This window comes from Enterobacter sp. WPR_3_1 (genome assembly GCF_003635055.1).
GTDB lineage: Bacteria > Pseudomonadota > Gammaproteobacteria > Enterobacterales > Enterobacteriaceae > Enterobacter > Enterobacter ludwigii.
On record NZ_RBXU01000011.1, the window covers coordinates 488,029 to 508,218 of the forward strand.

Consider the following 20,190-nt stretch of genomic DNA (forward strand, 5'->3'; position numbering starts at 1 on the left):
GTCTGCTTCTGGCCTCTGCTACGCATTTTCGGCTATCTGAGTTGGGAAATCGACAGTGACCAGCAGCCCGCCTTCTGCAGACGTACACAGGCCTACGCTGCTGTTGTGTTGCTGCGCAACCGCGTTGACGATGGCAAGCCCCAGTCCACTCCCGCTTTGCATCTGATTGGGGTCGCGAAAAAATCGGTCGAACACACGCTCCCTCAATTCAGGCCGAATACCGGGCCCGGCATCTGAGACACGAAGCTGCGTGGATTTATCCCGCGATCGTAGCTCTACTTCAACCCGTCCGCCCTCAGGGCTGTACTTGACTGCGTTCTCAATCAAATTGTCAATCAGCGACATCAGGCGCTCCCTGATGCCTGTGATCCAGACTTCATCATCAGAGATGAATTCAAGCTCTATCCTGCGCTCCGTAGCCAGCGGTTCCAGTGCAGCCATTCGCTCCTGAATGAGCGTCGTCAGCGGCACTGGCTGCATAACGGTATCAATACGTGCTTCACTGTGCATCATCAGCAACAATTGATTGACGAGTCGGGCGGCCCGGCTGTTGCTGCGAATAATCCCCGCCAGTAATTCCTGTTGAGTCTCATTGCTTACATACGACTGCAGCGCCTCCACGTTGATTCGCATTGCAGCAAGAGGAGTACGCAGCTCGTGAGCGGCATCAGCAATGAAAATCCGTTCCCTTTCCGCGCTTTCGCGCACCCTGGCAAGAAACACGTTTATCGCGTCCACCATTTGGCGAAGCTCCCTGTGTTTTGGCATGGCTTTAAATGGAGAGAGATCGTCTGGCGTTCGCAAGGATATTTCATTTACGACCTTGCTCCAGGGTCGCATTGCAATACGAATTGACAGCCACGCGGGAAATAAAAGAAAAGGAATGCACACCAGTAGCGGCAATATGTAATAGCCACGCGAGTTCAGGTAGATAAAGAAGTTCCAGCCTCCGGCAGGCGTCACAAGTGTCACCTCCACATCGGAGTTCCCGGATTTGAGCGTACGGCTGGTCCAGGTGCGCCCCTCACTCTCAATACGCTGTAATTCCCCCAATTGGGTGTTTACGACCCCTGTTGGTGCGCCATCAGATGAATAAATTATCTCGTTATGTTTGCGAATAATGAGGCTGATTGACAGTTCAGGATCTTCACCTCCGCCATATCCCTCCCGCAACGCCTTACTGAACGTGTTCAGCACATCGGTGCGTTCCTGGGGGCGATCGTCCATACTGTCCACCAGCGTAAAAAGGGTTTCGTAGGTCTTACTGCCCGTTAATATCGGGGGGCTACGCAAGTCCTCCCACAAAACAAAAGTCAAAAAAAGACACCACAGCAAGGTCAGCAGCAGCATCTGGGCGATGATGATTCGCCGTACGAGCGTGGGGAGTCTCAGGGTGCGCCAGATATTTCGCATCAATCACCGCCTTTGTAGATCGGTACAGTATCAATGACATACCCCACCCCTCTCACCGTTCGCACATAACCGTCCCCGATTTTTCGACGCAAATTCCCCATATGCACGTCGAGAGCATTACTCAGATTTTCTTTGGTGCCGAAGATTCTTTCTTCCAGAAATCGTCGTGTAAGCACGCGGTCAGCGCGCAACATTAACGTTTCAAGCAGCGCGTATTCACTTGCCGTCAACTCCACGTGACGGGCACTCACCGTCACGCGACGCGTTGGCACATGCAGAGATAACCCTCTGATTTCTATTGCCTCATTCTGAAAACCGTAACTGCGTCGCGCAAGCGCTCTTACCCTGGCCAACAACTCGGCGAGAATAAAAGGTTTAACAAGGTAATCGTCTGCACCGGCATCCAGCCCACACAGGCGATCCTGTAGCGTGCCTCGCGCAGTCAGGATGATGACAGGGATCCCCTTGAACTGTTGCCGCAAGCAGGTCATAAGGCCCATGCCATCGCCATCGGGCAGTCCCAGGTCGAGCAATATCAGTTCTGGCACGCAGGCATCAAGCTGATGCAGCGCATCCTCTTTGCGGCGAACCCATATGACATCAAATCCTTGATCTGCAAGGGCGATCCGCACGCCATTGCCCAGATCCAGGTCGTCTTCGATTAGTAGAATTTTCACATTGGTAACGGTATCAACAGTGAATGAAGAACGTCTTAAGAAAAAAACGGTTTCGATAAATCTATCAGGTTTACTGCAGCGGTACTTGCTTCAGCGTTTCTTCATTTTCGGCTCATAAGAACCTTAGGGTGCGTATTCAAACTGAGAAAACTGGCGTGAATAACCGCTTGTATCGTCATCATTTGAATCCACAAGGACTTCTTTAATGAGAAACATCGCACTGCGTCATCAGTATCCTCCTTTGCTCTCGCCTCGCAGCCTGAAAAAAATAGTGCCGGGAGTCGTTCTGGCGTTTCTGACCACCCCGACACTGGCGGCAGAACAGAACCAGGGTAACGTGTTGACCCTGGGGGGAGGTGTGGATATTGCGCCACGCTATTCTGGTTCGGATAAAAGCCGTGCCACTACAGCATTAGTGCTCGATTACTCCATGGCAAATGGCGTCTTTATCAGCACCACGCGGGGTATCGGTTACGGTAACAGTGTCGGTAAACTGGATTACAACGCTGCGCTGAGCTATCGCGTTGGTCGCAAGGATCGTGACGTGAACAGCGATTCAATAAGCTCCGGCAGTGACGACTTGCGGGGTATGGGTGACGTCAAAGGCTCGGCCATCATTGTGCCCGGACTGGGGTATAAGGTGACCGACTGGCTGAGTGTGCAATTGCAGGCTGAAGTGCCGGTTTCTGAAAGAAACAACGGTGAGGCCCTGCACTTCGGGATTATCAGCCCACTTTATACATCACCGAAAAATTCGCTGACGCTGGCGCTGACCACCAGTTGGGGATCCAGCAAATACATGCAGACTTACTACGGGGTGAATGCCGCACAGTCAGCAGCATCGGGGTTTTCCCGACATGATGCTGGATCCGGTGTTTATGCTTATTCGCTGAATGTGGACTGGACCCACAAGCTCACCCCGGACTGGAGCGTAGCTGTCGCAACAGGTGTTACGCAGTTGACGGGAGATGCAGGCAATAGCCCCATTGTTCAACGAAAAACGTCGCCCACGGGAAGTTTGAAAGTGACGTACAGCTTCTGATCGTGATGGGATGAGTGCTTCCCGACGACTTCTCGCTCAGAACTCTCAATAATATGTATTCGTTCCGCCCCAGTAAGATAACGGGGCGGCACTCAACACGCCCTGATGCCCCCCTGACTCGGGGCATCAGAATCGATGATGCACTCTGGCGATCAGGCAGCTTTAACGGCTCTGATTTTTTTACTGCCAGCCGCATCTGGCTCGGGGTTATCTATGGCAGTGGCGGCATTGAAATCGGGAAGCTTGCTGGTACGCAGAATATGCTGCACGGCCTCTTTCTGCTCGGCGAGATACAGCCCAAGATTTTCAGCCTGCGTTTCATCCATCTGCATGCCGCTTTGCAACAGCCAGTCGGTGAACGCTTCTGCCATGTCGAGCAGTTTGTCGTGAGCGTCAGCCTCTTTTTTACTGGCAAATGTCATTTTCTCTTCACCTTTTCGTACGACAACATATTTTGTTTCAACAGCCATTACGCACCCCTCACACTGTATTTATATACAGTATAGCATTTCCAGAATTGTGTTGCAGTCAAATTGTACTTTCGTTTTAGCCCGAGCCTGCAGACCACTGTGTCAGTAGCGCATGCAGTTTGGCGGGCTCCAGCGGCTTACGCAACACCAGGTAGCCTTCCTGCTCCGCTTCCAGCAGAACCGGCGAGTTAAACTCCCCGCTGACCATCGCGCCGCTCATGTCGGGCAGACGTTCGAAAAGTGCTTTCAGGATGTCGAACCCGCTTTCGCCGGATCGCAGGCGCTGGTCGCACAGTACAGCAAATGGCGTGAAACCGTCGTCAATGATGGCAAAAGCGTCTTCGGCCGAGGCCGCGCAGCGCACGTTAATCCCCCAGAGGCTCATCAGGCTCTCCCAGGCGGACGTCACCAGCGGATCGTCGTCAACGATCAGGCAGGAGCCATGCAGTGGCGCATAGCGTACCGGTGTAGAGAGGTTGTCACCGGCGGGCAGTGGATCCACCGCTTTCACGTCACCCGTGTATTGCGTAAAGCGCATCCAGAATCGTGAACCTTTGCCTTCAATGGAGTGCATTCCATACTTCACGTTCATCAGCTTGGCACAGCGGGCAACCACCGCCAGGCCCAGCCCGTGCCCTGCGCTGTCGATCTTCCATGCCAGCTCGGGGCGGTAGTAAGGCGAGAAGATTTTGCTTTTTTCGTCGTCGGCAATCCCCACCCCGGTGTCCCATACTTCCACCAGACACTCGGCACCGCGCGGACGGATGGCAACCAGCACACCGCCCTGCTGCGTGTAGCGAAGGGCATTTTGTATCAGGTTTATCAAGGACTGACGCACCAGCAGCGGGTCCCCCATCACGAAGAGGCGACGTTTGGGCCGCCAGGTTCGCAGCCGCAGGGCGCGACTGTTGGCCTCTTCGCGAAACAGGGTGATCACCGAGTCGAGAAGCGTGCCGATGTCCACGCGTGTAGGGGCGGTCATTACATTGCCAGATTCAATTTTGCTGAGATCGAGCAGGGAATTGAACATCAGGTGCACCGAACGAACGCTCTGTTGCAGGTCAAGCAGCTGCGGCGTCAGGCTGTCGTCCTGGTTTCTGTGGATAATGGCTTCGATCAAAAAGCCCATGGCATGCACCGGCTGGCGAAGATCGTGGCTGGCGGTCGTCAGGAACTGATTTTTATCGAGCAACGCCTGTTCCGCTTCTTCTTTGGCCTGCCGGAACTGCTCCGCCAGGCGTGAGCTTTGCTCTTCCAGTAGTGCTTGCTGGATAAAGAACGCGTGGGACGTTAACGCATGGCGGTAGATTGCGAAGCCGTACAGCAGATTCAGCATCAGCACGATGAACATCAGGTCATCCAGTCGCAGGATGATACCGAGAGTCAGAACCCCCCAGGAGGCAAAGAAAAACCGTGTGAAGGTGCTGATGACCGGCGTCAGATGCGTCGCATTGGCAGCGACAATAGCGGCAATGCTGATATTAAGGAGCAGGAAAAAGTCAAAATTCTGCGTCTGCGGGGTAATTAAATAGAGTGATGAAATCCCCAGCCCATGAAAAAAGGCCACCTTATTAATGCGCGGAAGCCAGCGGCGCAGGACGGCCTCATCATCATTTTCTTTAACCTCTTGCTGATAGCGCCGATGCACTATTCGGATCGCCACAGCACAGAGCAAGTAAATTATTATCCAGGTAATGGTGGGACCCAGATCGTCCCCCAGCAAATGGATCCAGATAGCGAAAGGAATGCCGACAAAAGGCACAGCGCTAAAGCTGAATACCAGCCGCAGAAACGTATTATTCAGCAGGCGAATTTGCGCGGGGGGAGAGATGCCATCGTTCTGTGAACCCTGGAAAAACCTCATTCCGACGGCTCCCGTTTGCCATGCAGTAGCGTGATGGCTTCCACCCGACTGTTAACGCCTATCTTTTTCAGAATATTGCTGATGTGTTCTTTTACCGTGGGCTCAGAAATAGAAAGCTGGGCGGCAATTCTTTTATTTGGCAGGCCGCGCATAATCATATTCAAAACATCAATTTGCCGCGGCGTTAAGTTAAATTTACTTAACTTCTCATTATTCGTCTTAACGGCACATTCGTTTGCACAAGGAAACCATGTCAGATTATCCGCCAGGGCAAAAACGGCCCGTGAGAATAATTCAGGAGGTTCGCTTTTCAATACGAAACCGTGTCCTCCGGCCGTATGCACTTTCTGCCAGATATCGTTATTTTCATCCCCACTGACGACCAGGAGGCGCACCTGAGGGTAAAGCTGTTTCACTTCTTTGAGTAATTTCAACGCCGTACCGGAAGATAGCCAAAAATCGATTACCAGTAAACGTGGCGGGCCATTTTCCCTAATATGACGGTAGCAATCTTCTTCATTCGTCACGACATACGCCTGTTTGAACCGGCAATGTGTAATCAGAAAATTGGCGATGCCGCTTGCTACCAATGGATGGTCATCAACGACCAACGCATAATTCTGCCCCAAAGGAATCTCCTTTCACCTTCGCGTATCTGAGAGTACAGATGAATTATTATCGACCCACCCTACTTTAGGAGGGTTTTTTCAATTAGGAAAGAGAAATATATTACCCGCTGATTTGGGTAATAGAAAACATAAATACAATCAGTGATTTTAACTGGTTGGATATAAAGGATAATTTATGAAAAGACCACTAATCGCTTTAACCGTTACGTTGATGCTAGCCGGTTGTTCCACCCTGAAAACCGATCAGGCTATTCCACTGCTGCAGGCGGAAACCGCTAAAATGCTGGGGCTGGGCTCGTCGGACGAAATAACGGTGACCAACGTGAATGGTGCCCAACCGGATGCATTGGGCGGCCAAAAACTTTCTTATCGCGCCACGACAGAAAAAGGGCGAATTTTCGATTGCTCATCAATGATGATGCCTGGAATTTTAGGATCTGCGCCGACGCTAAGCGCGCCGACCTGTACGCCGGTTGTCACGCATAAATAATTTCCTCAATACCAAAAGGCGTACAAATAATAACGCCTTTTAAATTTCCCGACACATTTGAGTTTCATATAAAAACGATTTTCCAGACATCATGCTAATGAGTACGGAGATAGCCCGTGAATAACTCTACATCGCATTCTTTAGCGGTTAAGACACCGCTTTCCAGACTTTACCTCGCTCTATTTTCCGCACCGCTGTTGATGCTCTCCCCTGCCGATTTCGCTCGCGCAGCGGATGCCATTTTTGACGGCGACGCGCGTGTTACCGAATCTTTAGGTTACACCGGCGATGTTTACGTCGGCCGTAACCAACGCGGGAACCTGCTGATCGATAATGGCAAAATCACTGCCTATAACATCAATATCGGTCGACTGTTCAACGGACAAATTTATGAAAGCGCGGTCACGGTCCGCGGACCAAATGCTGAGCTGAACGCGGTTAACGATCAGTACATTCTGCGTGGTGGCCTGAATCTTGGCCTGGGCACCCTGCGAGTTGAAGACGGTGCGCTGGCCAGCGCGAAGGAGATCGTGGTCGGTACCACCCGTGGCTACGACAGCCACCTTATCGCTACGGGCGCCGGTTCACGCGTCGTCAGTAATTTTCTCAGCGTTGGCACTGACCTGGGTGCCCGCTCCACGCTGGCGATTGAAAACGGTGCGACGCTCAACACTACCTACGATGCCCGTATCGGCAATGGTTCCGGCCCAGATGAAACCGACAAGCTGAGCCCGAAAGCCACCGTCACGGGATCCAGTTCGCAATGGAATGTTAGCCGTACGCTCACGCTTTATGGCGATCTGGACGTGCTCAACGGCGGAGCGGTTAACGTGGGCAACATTCAGGTGGCGGGCGTCTCTGGCGCGCGTAAAACCGCCGAGCTGGTTATCGCGGGCGAGGGCTCGCGTTTTACCAGTGCCCGCAGCGTTAACGTTGGCGATTACGGCAATGGCGTACTGTCGGTCATGGACGGCGGTGCATTTTCCGCAGGCAGTAATGAGCTGGTAGTGGGGATGACGGGCTCCGGCTCGAACCGGGGCGCGCTGATAATCGGCAGCCGCGGCAATATGGACTCCGGCACCGGTTTAACGGAGCCGACGCTCAGCGCGGCGGGCGGCGCGGGCACTCTTGATGCGAAGACGGCAATCAGCCTTCGGGGTGGGTTATTCGGCAGCTATGTCTACTTCAACCATACCGACGGAAATTACGTTTTCAGCAACAAGATGAGCGGCGAAGGTGAAGTGATCAATACCTCCGGTCAGACCACGCTGAACGGCGATCTTTCAGGGCTCAAGGCGAACGTGACCGCGCGCGGTGGAAAAGTCATTATTGCCAGCAATATCAACACCCAACCCGAAGACGATATTTTTGATGTGCAGACGCTTAGCGCCGAGAACGGCGGCACGCTGATCCTCAACGCGACGGCGGGATCGGAGGTCAGTAACGGACAAGGTTACAGCAGCGCCGCGTCGATCAAAGCCGGCGGCACGCTGGGCGGTGACGGCACGCTGGGCCAGACAGAGATCCTCTCCGGCGGCCATATCTCGCCCGGTGATGGTACTATCGGCACGCTGACGCTGAAACGCTACCTGAACTTTGTGGGTGAATCGTTCTATGACGTTGATATCGCTGGTGACGGCCGCAGCGATCAGTTACTGGTGTCTGGCAAAACGACCATCAGCGATCAGGCTAAAGTACAGGTTACCGCGCTGGATCCGCAGACCAGCTACAAAACGGGCCAAAGCTATCGCATTCTAACCTCCAACGGGGGAATTGACGGCCAGTTCGCCGGGGCCATCTCCAAATCCGCCTTCCTGGACGTGGCACTGAAACAGAGCACCGACGCTGTCGATCTCACCATCGCGCAGAAAGAGACCGGCGGAGAGAATCCTGGGGGTGAAAATCCGGGTGGTGAGAATCCGGGCGGTGAGAACCCTGGGGGTGAAAATCCGGGTGGTGAAAACCCTGGCGGTGAGAATCCAGGCGGCGAGAATCCAGGTGGAGAAAATCCAGGAAGCGGTAAACCGGGTATTTTCCAGACGGTAGCCAACACCAGCAACCAGTGGAATACCGCCGGCGCGCTTTCCACGCTGACACAAAACGGCCCTTCCCTGGCGCTGTATAACTCTCTGCTGGTACTCAGCGCACCGCAAGCGCGCGAGGCGTTCAACCAGCTGTCAGGTGAAGTTTACCCGTCGGTACAGTCTAACCTGATCGCCGGCAGCACTCAGCTGTTCAACGTACTGAACCAGCGCATGCAGCGCGCGTTCGATAATGACAGTCTGCCGATACCGCCGTTAGCGATGTCGCTGGTACAACAGCCGGAGCAACAAAATAACGGCGTATGGGGCCAGACCTTCAGTTCCTGGAGCAGAACGCGCGACAACGGTAACGCAGGCAAGCTGGACGGCAACACCACCGGCTTCCTGCTGGGCGCGGATCGCAAGTTGGCTGACCATAACGTACGTGTCGGGGGGTACTTTGGTTATAGCCGTGGTGATTACGACGTTGATAGCCGCCATTCATCCACGGATACCGATAACTATCACCTTGGCCTGTATGCCGCAGCGCAACAGAATGCGTTCTCACTGCGCGGCACACTGGGTTACACCTGGCACAAGATTGAAGGCGAGCGCAACGTTGATTTCAGTGGTTTCTCGGACCGCCTGAAGTCAGATTACGACGCCAACTCGCTGCTGGCGTTTACCGAGGCGGGCTACCGTTTTGGCCAGCCGGCGATGAATGTTGAACCGTTTATCAACCTGTCCTGGATTCGACTGCATACCGACAGTTTCAGGGAAGATGGCGGTGCCGCCGCGCTGAGCGTGCGTAATGAAACGATGAACACGTTCTACTCCACGCTCGGGATGCGCGGCGTCACCGAACTGCCGAAAAACGTTAACCTGTATGGTTCGTTGGGCTGGCAGCACGCCTACGGGGATAAAAACACCTCATCGCGGATGGCATTTGCCGGCAGTGACGCGTTCATCACCCAGGGCCAGGCCGTTGATGAGGACGTGATGGTGGGCGATATCGGCGTCAGCGTACAGCTGTCGCGCGCTGCGACGCTGGATGTCGGTTATCAGGGGCAACTTGGTCAAGACACCCGCATCAATTCGGTCAACGCTAACCTGCGCTGGTCGTTCTGATTACCCTTTTCAGCATTTATACAGACCCGCGTACTGCGGGTCTTTTTTTGTCCGTTTTCTGTCCATCGCAAACTGATATCTGGTGAGGCTGACCTGTTCCCATCGGTTAACACACCAGGGTATTCGTCGTGAGCGTTTCGCCACGACAGCACACAATCGGATCTGTCGAATTACGTCAAAACACATATATGCTTAAATCAGAGAGCATCAATTAATGAAAGACATATTCCCGTCAATACATATCAGGAGGTCTGTTTGCGAATTGAAACAACTCGATTGTGCCTTCGCCCGGTAATGGCATCAGACGTAGCCGATCTCTTCAGAATTTATGGTGATCCGGCGACGAACACGTTTAACCCCGCAGGCCCCTACCCGGATATTGATCATGCAAAAACGGTTCTCAATCGCTGGCTCGCCCACTGGCAAACTCACAGCTTTGGTAGCTTCGCCATATCGCTTCTCGAATCCCCTGAAAAAATTATCGGATTTGGTGGGCTGAGCATCCGTAGCTATGGCGATAGTGTGATTAACAATCTTGGGTATCGGTTATCGACAGATGCCTGGGGAAAAGGCCTGGCGACAGAATTTGCTACACACGCGGTAAGGTATGGTTTTGATGATATGCAACTCACCGAGATCTCAGCCGTTGTCAGAGCTAACCATCTGGCGTCACAGAAGGTTCTTGAGAGAACGGGACTGAGATATGTCAGAGATATACATGATATTAAAGACGCACCGCCGAGCCTTTTGTATTCACTCACCTTAACGGAGTGGATGAAGAAAATCAGGTAAACATCATCTTCCGTCGTTAATGTGAAAAATACGCATACAGTTAAATGCCAGTGGGTTATGTTTTCACGTGAGCGTATATTAAAACGACAAACTCGTTGAGTATAAATTCATTTTAAGGCACGGAAGTTGAGGTCCTGGTGAGAAGACGTTATGTGATTGCAGATGTGTTTACTGATAAACCGTTTTGCGGTAACCCGGTAGCTGTCGTTCTGGATGCCGAGGGATTGACCACTGAGCAAATGCAGCTGCTCGCGTTAGAATTTGGCTACAGTGAAACGACGTTTGTTTTACCTCCTGAAGAACCATCACATACGGCTTGGGTACGGATTTTTACCCCAACGCGTGAAATCCCTTTCGCTGGTCATCCCAATATTGGGACTGCTTTTGTCCTGGCGTATCAGGGTGAACTGAATGGCGAATCGCTACCTGAAACGCTGATATTCGAAGAAGCCGCCGGGCGGGTACCTGTCAGGATTATCAGAGAAAATGCAAAGGTCACGGGTGCAGAGCTTCTTGTTCCGCAAGCCTTATCCTGCCATTCAGAAGTTAGTCCGGAAAACGTGGCGGCCTGCCTCTCTCTTGAAGCCAGTGATATACGCACTGAAATACATATGCCTGTCGTCGCCTCTGTTGGCCTGCCTTTTTTGATTGTCGAACTCGCGACCCGAAATGCGCTTCGCTGTTGCGTACCCAATTTGCAGGGTTTCCGGGCTATTTTGCCCCTCGACGGTGCGGTGTCCATTTACGCCTATACGCTGGAAACGGATCCTGAAGACCCGTGTGATTTACAGGCCCGGATGTTTACGCCACGCATGACCGAAGATCCGGCAACAGGCAGCGCGACTGGCGCAGTAACAGCCCTGCTGGCCCAGCTTCGCAATAAAAAAGAGCTCTCTCTTCGCGTAAGCCAGGGCGTTGATATGGGGCGCGCCAGCATATTATTTTCAGGCTATGACGGCACTGCAGAAAGCCCGTCAGTTCGGGTAGGAGGAAAAAGCGTTGTTGTCATGGAAGGCTCATTTACATTGCCCTGACGGCCGCGGTGAATGAGGTGCGGATGTCGCAATTTTTATCACACCCGATGAAGATTGACTCAGAGCATAGTGTATAAATCAATGGAGAGCTGGTCATGAATATTTAGAGTACGAGCCAGTACCTCTTCAGGCCTGGCTCCCACAGTCATGTATTTTCAGTCAATCGGCAGAATAATTTTTAACTAAAAATCATAGCTTCAACTACTTTATATCCGTCCAATTAAATTTCTTACCCGTTGTATCCTTAATTACAATCGGTTTTTGATAGTCCTGTAGCCACTTTTGCAAGCTAACGATATCATTTTCAACCCGATGTATTCCGAGCCATAATTCGGAAAGGGTATTCGCATCATCGGTAGACCATGGCGTATCGTAGTCTCCGATCAACTTATTCTTTCTTTCAACCTTAGGGCTATACCAAATGAAAGTTGGGACAGATAACGCTTCCCGGGGGGGATTAGCCCCTGCATGATAATATACCACTGAACGTGAAGGATCGCGTATTAAGGCATGGTCAGAAAAGTAAAATACAGAAGAGCGTGTATTTGAAAGTTGGCTAAAAACTTTCCCCATAACATAATCCGTGAAGCGCACAGAGTTATCATAGCAATCATCATCTTTATTTCCATCTTTAAAGACGGAAGCATCTTTTGGGAAGCGCGCGCAGGCTGGTTCGTGGCTACCATATAGATGTAGCACAATTAATTTCTTACCAGATGTTTTCAGAGTTGATTCAAGTTCTGGGAGCAAAGAGTCATCGAACCCCTGATCAATCCACTGATGGTGTTTGGTTTTCATAGCGATACCTGTAATCACATTATTATATGCGCCCCCTTTTCCCTGGTGGCTATACCAGTACGTATCGTACCCGGCTTTGTTCGCTATACTAATAATATTGTCACTGTACTTAGCGGGATCTGCTTCCTGTACTGAATCAGCAGTGAGCGCAAGCGGCACAGCCATAATGGTCACTGGCGCGGGGCTAATGGCATGCTGGAACAACAGAAGATTTTTCCTTTCTGCTTCCAGTTCAGGAGTCGTGCTTCGCTCATATCCATATATGCTCATATTTGCACTGCGCTCAGACTCCCCAATAATAATTACATAATTATCAATTCCGGTATCTGATAGTAATACTGAATAGTCAGGTGTATTATTATTAATACTGGAGGCAATACTCATATCAGAGATGGCTTGCATAAAGACTGTAGCCGTGCTTAGCGGAGTTGAATTTACAACACGTTGAGCAAGGCTATCAACATTGCTTTTTCGTAATTGATGCAGTATACCCTGTACAGTATAGCCAGTTAACAAAAGCACGAATAATATTGCAGGGTATCGCCTATACTTTAACGGCAGGGTACTTGTGCTACAGTTGATAGTTAAAACAAATAAACACAGCAACCCCATAAAAATTGCACAACTTCTCCAATAAACGCCTAACATTGAAAATGCTTCGCTACCTGTAGTATTTATTACACTTAATGCAAAACCATAGTCAAATTTAGCGTTGAAGTGATTCCAGGCATACATCTGAAGAGATAAATCAGCAGCGATTAATGTTAAGGCTATAAAGCCAATAAGGTTTTTTAATATTTTGCTATTGATGCAAAGAAGTGTTAATAACAGAAAAGCAAAAACCAAGGTGCGATTAATGACCAAATTATAACGCGCACCAATAAAATTAACAATAACAACAATGGATACTGAAATTATAAAAAACGCCCCACTTAAAACAAATCTAAAATTATCATAACAAATTTTTTTAAGAGTTAATAACATTTCATAGCACCTAAGCCGGCTCGGTTTTTATCCGTTTTATTTAAATATAGAAAATAGTGTGATTCTTGTTTATTATATAATCAGCAGAGCTTGATTAATTAATGCAAATATGCTTCATAAGCTCAAAGGATTCACAGAATCAGGACGCCTTGTTTAGCTTTCTTGAGGACTTTTAGAATATGAAACGCTGCGGGTGCCAGAGTCTATAGTATGCCGGCAATCTTCGGTACTACGAGGATTAGTAGATTTCGATTTTCATACTTCGCTCTTTATCATGCTCCCTACTCCACTCAATGCGTTGTACGTCCGCATAACAGCCTATGAGCAAGGATGCGGCCATGAGGCCATATGCCAAAATTCCTCCGTTTCACAATATTGCCCGTTATGGGATTGGTTGTGTTCATAATTTAACCTAGGCAATATATTCAATAATAGTACCTTGCATTGAATTTAGAATAAGTCGAGAAAATAATGTCCACTCCCGGCACAAAGCGGACCAAAATAAGAGCCGTAAGGTCTGCTATCAGCAAGGAATGAACATCAACAATTTTCGATCATAAACAAAAATGTACCCGAGCCCCTAAACCTCGCGTTTTTCTGCCCATTTCAGCATCGCATCGAGAGCCGGACACAGCGCCTGCCCCCACTCAGTGAGCCGATATTCGACTTTCGGTGGAACCTGGGGATATACCCTACGTGACACAATGCCGTCGGCCTCCAGCTGTCGCAGCTGTTGTGCCAGCATCTTCTGCGAAATTTCGGGGATCAGTTTTTCAAAATCAGAATAGCGTTGCACCTTTCCGTCGAAAAGATGAAACAGAATAATGAGTTTCCAGCGACCTTCCAGCATTCGCAGAACTTGTTCCACGCCGCTTGCGGCAGATTCCGGGCTATATAACTTACTCATAATTCAGTTGCTCACTTTTTTGTGCGTACTTGTCAATTTTACAGTCTATGTTAAAAATTCCCGTACTGTAAATAACGGGAGTAAGGGCCATGTCATTATCTCTACCGCAAGCTATTTCAACCTATTTTGCGATCGGCAATGGTGCCGATATTGCCAGCGTTAAGCGCTGTTTTACTCTCGATGCCGTCGTGTTCGACGAAGGTAAAACCCATCGGGGGTACGCGGCAATCGAAGCGTGGCAACGCGCGGCGCGGGCTGCCTTCGACTATAGCGTTCACCCCATTGAAGTTCTCACGGAAGGCGATCGGGTAATAGTCACCACGAATGTTGTCGGTAATTTTCCCGGTAGCCCCGTGATGCTTACACATACTTTCGGCCTCGCTGGCGACAAGATTGCGACTCTGGAGATAATCTGATGCTGATGGATCTTGATTTACAGGGCAGACGTGTTCTGGTTACCGCAGGTACCAAAGGGATCGGCAAAGCAGTTGTCCACCTTTTAAAACAGCAAGGGGCTACAGTGCTAACCACCGCGCGTCACGAGCCCGCAGAATCTGCCGCAGACGCTTTCGTAGCGGCGGATCTGACCACCATCCAGGGATGTAATTTAGTCGTGGACGCCGTTCAGAAACACCTGGGCGGCGTCGATATCATCATCCACGTAGCAGGCGGTTCTACCGCTCCCGGCGGTGGGTTTGCAGCCCTTGGGGAAGAGGAATGGCAACAGGAGCTCAATCTTAATCTGTTGCCTGCGGTACGCTTAGATCGCGCGTTGTTGCCAGGGATGCTGGCGCAACAGGATGGGGTGATCATCCACGTCACCTCTATTCAGCGTGAACTGCCGTTACCGGAATCGACCACCGGATATGCGGCGGCCAAAGCGGCACTGTCGGCGTACAGCAAAAGCCTGTCGAAAGAGGTGTCCCCTAAGGGAATTCGGGTGGTGCGTGTTGCGCCTGGCTGGGTAGAAACCGAAGCATCGGTAGCGATGGCGGAACGACTTGCTCAGCAGGCTGGAACGGACTACGAGGGAGGTAAGCAGATCATCATGAATGCACTCGGTGGAATTCCGCTGGGCCGTCCCTCAAAGCCCATCGAAGTGGCGAACCTTATCGTCTTCCTCGCGTCATCCTGTGCTGCCACTATTACCGGTACGGAATATGTGATCGATGGCGGTACTGTCCCGACGGTATAATTTTATATCTGAAACAGTGCATTATTTTGAGTCTTAACGTTTCCTCACGACAAACGAGTGGCCAGGCGTAATGGCCGCTTAGGGTATAAAGCGGCCTGATATAAGAGCCGCAAGGTCTGACTTGAGGCATAGATGAAGGCAAAAAGTCGCGCGGCGTTGAGTCCATAATGAAATGAAAGCAGCAGTGAATCCCGCCGGGAATGGGTTTCAGCATCTGCTCATGCTAAAGAGCAGAACGCTACGCGCAACTTCAGGCCCACGTTGAACAAAGGGCAGACGACCTCTTTGCAGACACTCAACATGCTGTGTCCAGCAATAAGCGATTACCTCCCCTACTGAGACGCTTCAGCCAGTAATGCAGCCTGTACAGCAGGTCGGGCATTTATTTTTTCCATGTACGCCGGTAGCGCTGGCCAGCGTTCCAGTCGGATTGAGAAGAATTTACACCAACCCAGCACCGTAAAAAGGTAGGCATCCGCTACGCTGAAGGATGAGCCAGTCAGATAAGTGTTTTCGTTGAGCCTCGCCTGGAGTAAATCGAACTGTCGGAAGAGCTTATCCTGAAAAATCGCTTTGATGTCCTCGGGCAGTGCGGGGTTGAACAGCGGTGCCGAGCCAGCATGTATTTCACTAGTGATAAAGTTAAGCCATTCCTGCAGACGCACCCGAGCCCAACTGTTCGCGCGCGGTGCCAGGCCATATTCTGGTTTAAGATCGGCGAGGTACTGCACAATGGCTGGCCCCTCAGTGAGTATCTGCCCATTATCCAATTCAAGTGCAGCGACATAACCTTTAGGGTTAATGGTGCGGAAGTCGCGACCATCAGCAGTGAGCTTGCTTTTGTTGTTAACCTTCACCAGTTCAAATTCAATTTCCAGTTCGCGCAGCACAATGTGCGGTGATAACGAACAGGTATCCGGGGCGTAATAGAGTTTCATGTTGTCTCCGTTAAATGTGTAAAGCCATCGAGAAATTCGAAGCAATTCTGAACTCACTGTATTTGACGCGTATTACGCTGTAAAATTAATGATATAGAATCTAACTATTAGCTGAGCTACTGATAATCATGATGAATCTTTTACACTGGCGCCTGCTGGTGGCCGTCGCCGATGCCGGCAACATCTCGCGCGCCGCAGAAGAGATAGGAATGACTCAGTCAGGTGCCAGCCAGGCCATCGCCCAGCTCGAAGCTTCGCTTGGATTCCCGGTATTTACGCGTGAGCGACGGTATATCGGTATTACCGCGCTGGGTGAGCAGGTTATTGAAAATGCACGAAACATGCTTTCGCAGCTGAATGCCATCCGCATACTGGCTGATAAGAGCCGAGACTTACACCGAGGGCGCATTCGCCTGGCCAGTTTCCCCTCAGTGACGTCCACATTGTTGCCAGGGCTTCTTCGCGACGTTAAGCGCATGCATCCGGGTATTGAAATCGTTGTCCTGGAAGGTTCGGACGAGGAAGTCGAGGAGTGGCTTGCCGCCGATACCATAGAACTTGGGGTGGTCATGAATCCCGGCCCCGGGCGTGCACAGGTTATATTAGGACAGGATGCATGGGTCGCGGTAATACCAGCGAAACATCAGCTGGCACATCATGCCAGGGCTTATGGCATAACGCTAAAGGCGCTGGCAGACCAGCCCTTTATTCTGGCGACAGGCGGATGTGTCGTTAATGGAAAAAGCCTGATGGAAATGGCTGGTTTGCAACTTTCCGATATACGCGTAACAGTACGCGACTGGATTAGCGCCTGTAAGCTGGTCGGGGAAGAGATGGGCGTCGCCCTTGTACCTGAATCAGCCCTGCCGGAGACGCTGCGCAACCTGTGCGTGGCACCTTTGACGCCTGCTATACACCGGGAATTTGGGCTGGTTTGTTCGTCATCTGGAGCGTCTTCTGATGCAACGCAGACGCTACTTAATGCGCTACGTAAGCGAAGATGAGCCAGCTGGTGTTATTCAATTCAGCGCCTTGTTAAATGTCCGCTTGTGGCACGAAGCGGACGAACTGACTGAGCAAAAGGTCCGCTATGAGCAATCAGCAGACGTTCATAATTAAGTCGGCATAGATCTTGCTCACAATGTCGTGTATCAATCAACTGGGAACAGGTCAAACTATATCAAAACTGTTAGTGATACAGTGGTATGCGAATATTTCAGAGACTAATCAGTATGAAGATTGTTTTTATCCCTGCGTTGATCATAGTCCTGATTGATAAAGAACAGGGCATGGGACGTGAATTGACCCGCGATGAGGTTGAGTCCATCCGCGATGACGCTACAGCCATCCGCCTGCCGGCCGAAGCAGCCGAGGATATAATCAGAGAGCGTGGCTACCGCGATATTGATCCAGAGAATGTCTGGCGCGAGTGGCAGGCGTATAAAGCTGACAGAATGTCGATGGGAACACGCTGCTTTAGTGGCACATGAAAATTGTGCACTTACACGGATGCGTTTACTCCGCGCCTGACGTGGAGCTGAGGAGCAACTTTGAGCGAACAGTGGAAGTTCGGCATGCATATTGACATCGAGAGTCTTGAGCAATGGGGAGCAAGTCAAAGGTTCGAAAGATAGCCACCTGGAAATGCTCTCCTTTGTACGTCATTGAGCAAGATCGGTCAGGCAAACTGAATCGCCTTCGAGCATATTAAGCAGCACGGAGGAAGTCATGTGTGATAATAAAACTGATAGTTACGCCAGACGCTTTAAACAGGTCTTTGATTATATTGACCACCATCTCGATGACGCTTTATTACTGGAAAAACTGAGTGAAGTGGCTCACTTCTCGCCATTTCATTTCCATCGTCAGTTTTGTAGTTATTGTGGGATGCCACCTGGCCGTTACATCCAGATGATGCGCTTAAAACGCGCATCTTATCGACTGGCTTTTAATCCGTTAGAGAAAATCACTGATATCGCGTACGACGCCGGTTTCCAGCATTCTGAATCATTTAGCCGTGCTTTCAGACAAATGTTCGGTCTATCACCGACGCAATTCCGCCAGCAGCCCCCCTGGGTGGATTGGCATAAGCGCATATCCGAACCTTACAAAGCCAGGAGACAAACCATGCAAAGCCAGGTCAGGATCATTACTTTCCCCGCGACGTCAGTCGCAATGCTGACACATTATGGACAACCGGAGCGAATAAACGAAACGGCGGCTCGCTTTATTGAATGGCGAAAAACCACGGGTTTTTCACCGGTTGCCAGTAGCCAGACATACGGTATTGCACCACACGATCCAACCTTAACGCCGCCGGATGAATTTGAGTTCCATATTTGCGGAACCGTCACGTCACCCATTATTGAAGACAATCGCTTCGGGGTGATAAATAGTGACATTCCGGCTGGTCGCTGTGCGGTGTTACGTCATCAGGGATCGCATGATGCGTTAACCGAGTTGGCTAAGTCTCTGTATCGTGACTGGTTGCCAGAGAGCGGAGAGGAACTTCGCGACTTCCCGCTTTTCTTTCATTACCACAACTTTGTGCATGAGGTAGCAGAACATGAATTACTCACGGATATCTTTTTGCCGTTAAAATGAGCTGATTCAGGGTTATTGTTTATCGTTGACCTGCTCCCCATCGATTAAAACAGTGATATTTGCAACGTCCGCTTCTGGCACAAAGCGACCAAACTAATTGATCAGAAGGTCCACTACGAGCGAGGAGCGGACCTTAGTGCTGTCCGCCGATTGGTCATGTTTCGGCGAGCCGAGTGGTAATTCAGCTGGCTGCATAGTCATGCATCCGGATATATTTTACCGGGCGCGTTTCCAGTCGTTTTCCGGGTCAATACATAGCAGTTTTATCTTTTCTCATCGTAAGCGTCGCCAGTAACTCAAAGGCGCTACCGGTAACGACGTTAGGGTAAATCTCCTGCTTTTAACAAGCCGATTGCATGGTCAAGTTGCTTATAGAGTTTGTGTCTCAAATCATCTAACTCGTCATTTTCTCGAATTAGAGGTATTCCATTTTTATGGAGAACAATATCGTTAAATGACCCCATCCCGCCGTAGAGTTTTTTCAATGAGTAAATGGATGACTCACAATCAACATCGAGTTCGATGGCCAGTTTTTCAAATGTTTTTGCCCATGAACCCTCCTCATTTGAGGATAGTATTTTAATGATGTCAGTTACTGTTTTCTTTATTTCATTTTTCATTTCAAACCACTACTTCCAAGTATCTTAACGTCAGGTATTTTCCACGGTGCAGGTACTACAACTTGCTCAGAGCCACCGGAAAAAAGGTCTGTTTGATAGTGTAGTGGCTCATTAAATTTTGTCCTTCGAACAGAGGAGACCGCGTCCGCTCCTGGCACAAAGCGGCCAAACTAACGGAGCAGAAGGTCCGCTGTGAGCGATGAGAGGACGTTGAGTTTCTAGTAAAACTGACATGAAAACGTCCAAAGTCCCTCTGGGGATTTGTGAAAGTAGCCGATACCATTGTCCGCCCACATCCAGTTTACTTTTTCTTCTGACCCCACTTGAAAGACAAAATCTTGAATCCCCACACCATGTTGTATCTCCATTGGATATCCTCCAACCTTGGTTCCCCTGTACCGGTTAAAACCATCATAGAATCTATCACTTGCATCCTCATCATCGTTTACGTCAGACAAGTCAATAATATCCCAAGCATCCTCCCATCCTGGAGCATCATCATTGACACTCACCCACCGAACCGGAAATGCTCGATATGGAGTGTTAATTGCAGGCAATAACTCAAGCCCATCAAGGGTGGCGTA

20 protein-coding genes are annotated in these 20,190 nt (G+C 50.4%); 10 read left to right on the forward strand and 10 right to left on the reverse strand.

Annotated features, from left to right (window positions below; translation table 11 throughout):
• Positions 1-18 precede the first annotated feature (18 nt).
• Positions 19-1,413: a HAMP domain-containing sensor histidine kinase gene (locus tag BJ887_RS16420; RefSeq protein WP_086463062.1), complete on the reverse strand. Its 1,395-nt coding sequence runs from the start codon at positions 1,411-1,413 to the stop codon at positions 19-21.
• Complete coding sequence (locus tag BJ887_RS16425; protein ID WP_020885069.1) at positions 1,413-2,090, reverse strand: response regulator transcription factor; 678 nt, start codon at positions 2,088-2,090, stop codon at positions 1,413-1,415. Before BJ887_RS16425 ends, BJ887_RS16420 begins: the two co-directional genes overlap by 1 nt.
• Before the next feature lie 205 nt (positions 2,091-2,295).
• On the opposite strand from BJ887_RS16425, the gene BJ887_RS16430 reads away from it, so the two are divergent.
• Positions 2,296-3,132: a MipA/OmpV family protein gene (locus tag BJ887_RS16430; protein WP_086463063.1), complete on the forward strand. Its 837-nt coding sequence runs from the start codon at positions 2,296-2,298 to the stop codon at positions 3,130-3,132.
• A 152-nt stretch (positions 3,133-3,284) separates the two neighbouring features.
• On the opposite strand, the gene BJ887_RS16435 is transcribed toward BJ887_RS16430, so the two are convergent.
• The 3 genes from BJ887_RS16435 to BJ887_RS16445 all read right to left on the reverse strand — a co-directional run bounded on the left by BJ887_RS16435 (position 3,285) and on the right by BJ887_RS16445 (position 6,095).
• On the reverse strand, positions 3,285-3,602 hold the full coding sequence (locus tag BJ887_RS16435) for a YebG family protein (RefSeq protein ID WP_047955193.1): 318 nt from the start codon (positions 3,600-3,602) through the stop codon (positions 3,285-3,287).
• Between the two features lie 76 nt (positions 3,603-3,678).
• Positions 3,679-5,466, reverse strand: coding sequence for a hybrid sensor histidine kinase/response regulator (locus BJ887_RS16440; RefSeq protein ID WP_086463064.1), 1,788 nt, complete (start codon positions 5,464-5,466; stop codon positions 3,679-3,681).
• Positions 5,463-6,095 (reverse strand): response regulator transcription factor, encoded by a 633-nt coding sequence (locus BJ887_RS16445; protein ID WP_044867764.1) that lies wholly within the window; start codon positions 6,093-6,095, stop codon positions 5,463-5,465. Before BJ887_RS16445 ends, BJ887_RS16440 begins: the two co-directional genes overlap by 4 nt.
• A gap of 175 nt (positions 6,096-6,270) precedes the next feature.
• On the opposite strand from BJ887_RS16445, the gene BJ887_RS16450 reads away from it, so the two are divergent.
• The 4 genes from BJ887_RS16450 to BJ887_RS16465 all read left to right on the forward strand — a co-directional run bounded on the left by BJ887_RS16450 (position 6,271) and on the right by BJ887_RS16465 (position 11,560).
• A complete protein-coding gene (locus BJ887_RS16450; RefSeq protein ID WP_014169014.1) occupies positions 6,271-6,585 on the forward strand; it encodes a lipoprotein in 315 nt (104 codons plus the stop codon).
• 116 nt (positions 6,586-6,701) lie between these two features.
• Entirely contained in the window at positions 6,702-9,734 is a 3,033-nt protein-coding gene (locus tag BJ887_RS16455) for an autotransporter outer membrane beta-barrel domain-containing protein (protein ID WP_121340119.1), read from the forward strand.
• A gap of 255 nt (positions 9,735-9,989) precedes the next feature.
• The gene (locus tag BJ887_RS16460; RefSeq protein ID WP_086463066.1) at positions 9,990-10,526 is read left to right on the forward strand and encodes a GNAT family N-acetyltransferase; all 537 of its coding nucleotides are present in this window, start codon (positions 9,990-9,992) and stop codon (positions 10,524-10,526) included.
• 137 nt (positions 10,527-10,663) lie between these two features.
• Positions 10,664-11,560, forward strand: coding sequence for a PhzF family phenazine biosynthesis protein (locus tag BJ887_RS16465; protein WP_044859287.1), 897 nt, complete (start codon positions 10,664-10,666; stop codon positions 11,558-11,560).
• Between the two features lie 201 nt (positions 11,561-11,761).
• Here the strand turns inward: BJ887_RS16465 and BJ887_RS16470 are convergent, their stop codons facing one another.
• Complete coding sequence (locus tag BJ887_RS16470) at positions 11,762-13,342, reverse strand: phosphoethanolamine transferase (protein WP_121340120.1); 1,581 nt, start codon at positions 13,340-13,342, stop codon at positions 11,762-11,764.
• A 580-nt stretch (positions 13,343-13,922) separates the two neighbouring features.
• The gene (locus BJ887_RS16475; RefSeq protein ID WP_032681484.1) at positions 13,923-14,249 is read right to left on the reverse strand and encodes a helix-turn-helix domain-containing protein; all 327 of its coding nucleotides are present in this window, start codon (positions 14,247-14,249) and stop codon (positions 13,923-13,925) included.
• A gap of 89 nt (positions 14,250-14,338) precedes the next feature.
• Here BJ887_RS16475 and BJ887_RS16480 point away from each other — a divergent pair, with 89 nt between their 5' ends.
• A complete protein-coding gene (locus BJ887_RS16480) occupies positions 14,339-14,665 on the forward strand; it encodes a nuclear transport factor 2 family protein (protein ID WP_014169009.1) in 327 nt (108 codons plus the stop codon).
• A complete protein-coding gene (locus BJ887_RS16485; RefSeq protein ID WP_121340121.1) occupies positions 14,665-15,444 on the forward strand; it encodes an SDR family oxidoreductase in 780 nt (259 codons plus the stop codon). Before BJ887_RS16480 ends, BJ887_RS16485 begins: the two co-directional genes overlap by 1 nt.
• Positions 15,445-15,776: 332 nt before the next feature.
• On the opposite strand, the gene gstA is transcribed toward BJ887_RS16485, so the two are convergent.
• Positions 15,777-16,382 carry a glutathione transferase GstA gene (gene gstA / locus BJ887_RS16490; protein WP_121340122.1) on the reverse strand — a complete coding sequence of 202 codons (606 nt, stop codon included), beginning with the start codon at positions 16,380-16,382 and terminating at the stop codon, positions 15,777-15,779.
• A gap of 128 nt (positions 16,383-16,510) precedes the next feature.
• Here gstA and BJ887_RS16495 point away from each other — a divergent pair, with 128 nt between their 5' ends.
• The 3 genes from BJ887_RS16495 to BJ887_RS16505 all read left to right on the forward strand — a co-directional run bounded on the left by BJ887_RS16495 (position 16,511) and on the right by BJ887_RS16505 (position 18,986).
• Positions 16,511-17,386 (forward strand): LysR family transcriptional regulator, encoded by an 876-nt coding sequence (locus BJ887_RS16495; protein WP_121340123.1) that lies wholly within the window; start codon positions 16,511-16,513, stop codon positions 17,384-17,386.
• Between the two features lie 228 nt (positions 17,387-17,614).
• Complete coding sequence (locus tag BJ887_RS16500) at positions 17,615-17,872, forward strand: hypothetical protein (RefSeq protein WP_044867641.1); 258 nt, start codon at positions 17,615-17,617, stop codon at positions 17,870-17,872.
• A 238-nt stretch (positions 17,873-18,110) separates the two neighbouring features.
• Positions 18,111-18,986: a GyrI-like domain-containing protein gene (locus BJ887_RS16505; protein ID WP_044867642.1), complete on the forward strand. Its 876-nt coding sequence runs from the start codon at positions 18,111-18,113 to the stop codon at positions 18,984-18,986.
• A gap of 320 nt (positions 18,987-19,306) precedes the next feature.
• Here the strand turns inward: BJ887_RS16505 and BJ887_RS16510 are convergent, their stop codons facing one another.
• Together BJ887_RS16510 and BJ887_RS16515 are read right to left on the reverse strand one after the other, a co-directional pair.
• Entirely contained in the window at positions 19,307-19,606 is a 300-nt protein-coding gene (locus BJ887_RS16510; RefSeq protein ID WP_044867644.1) for a DUF6966 domain-containing protein, read from the reverse strand.
• A gap of 218 nt (positions 19,607-19,824) precedes the next feature.
• On the reverse strand, positions 19,825-20,190 hold a 366-nt coding region (locus tag BJ887_RS16515), incomplete at its 5' end, for a DUF1963 domain-containing protein (RefSeq protein WP_121340124.1).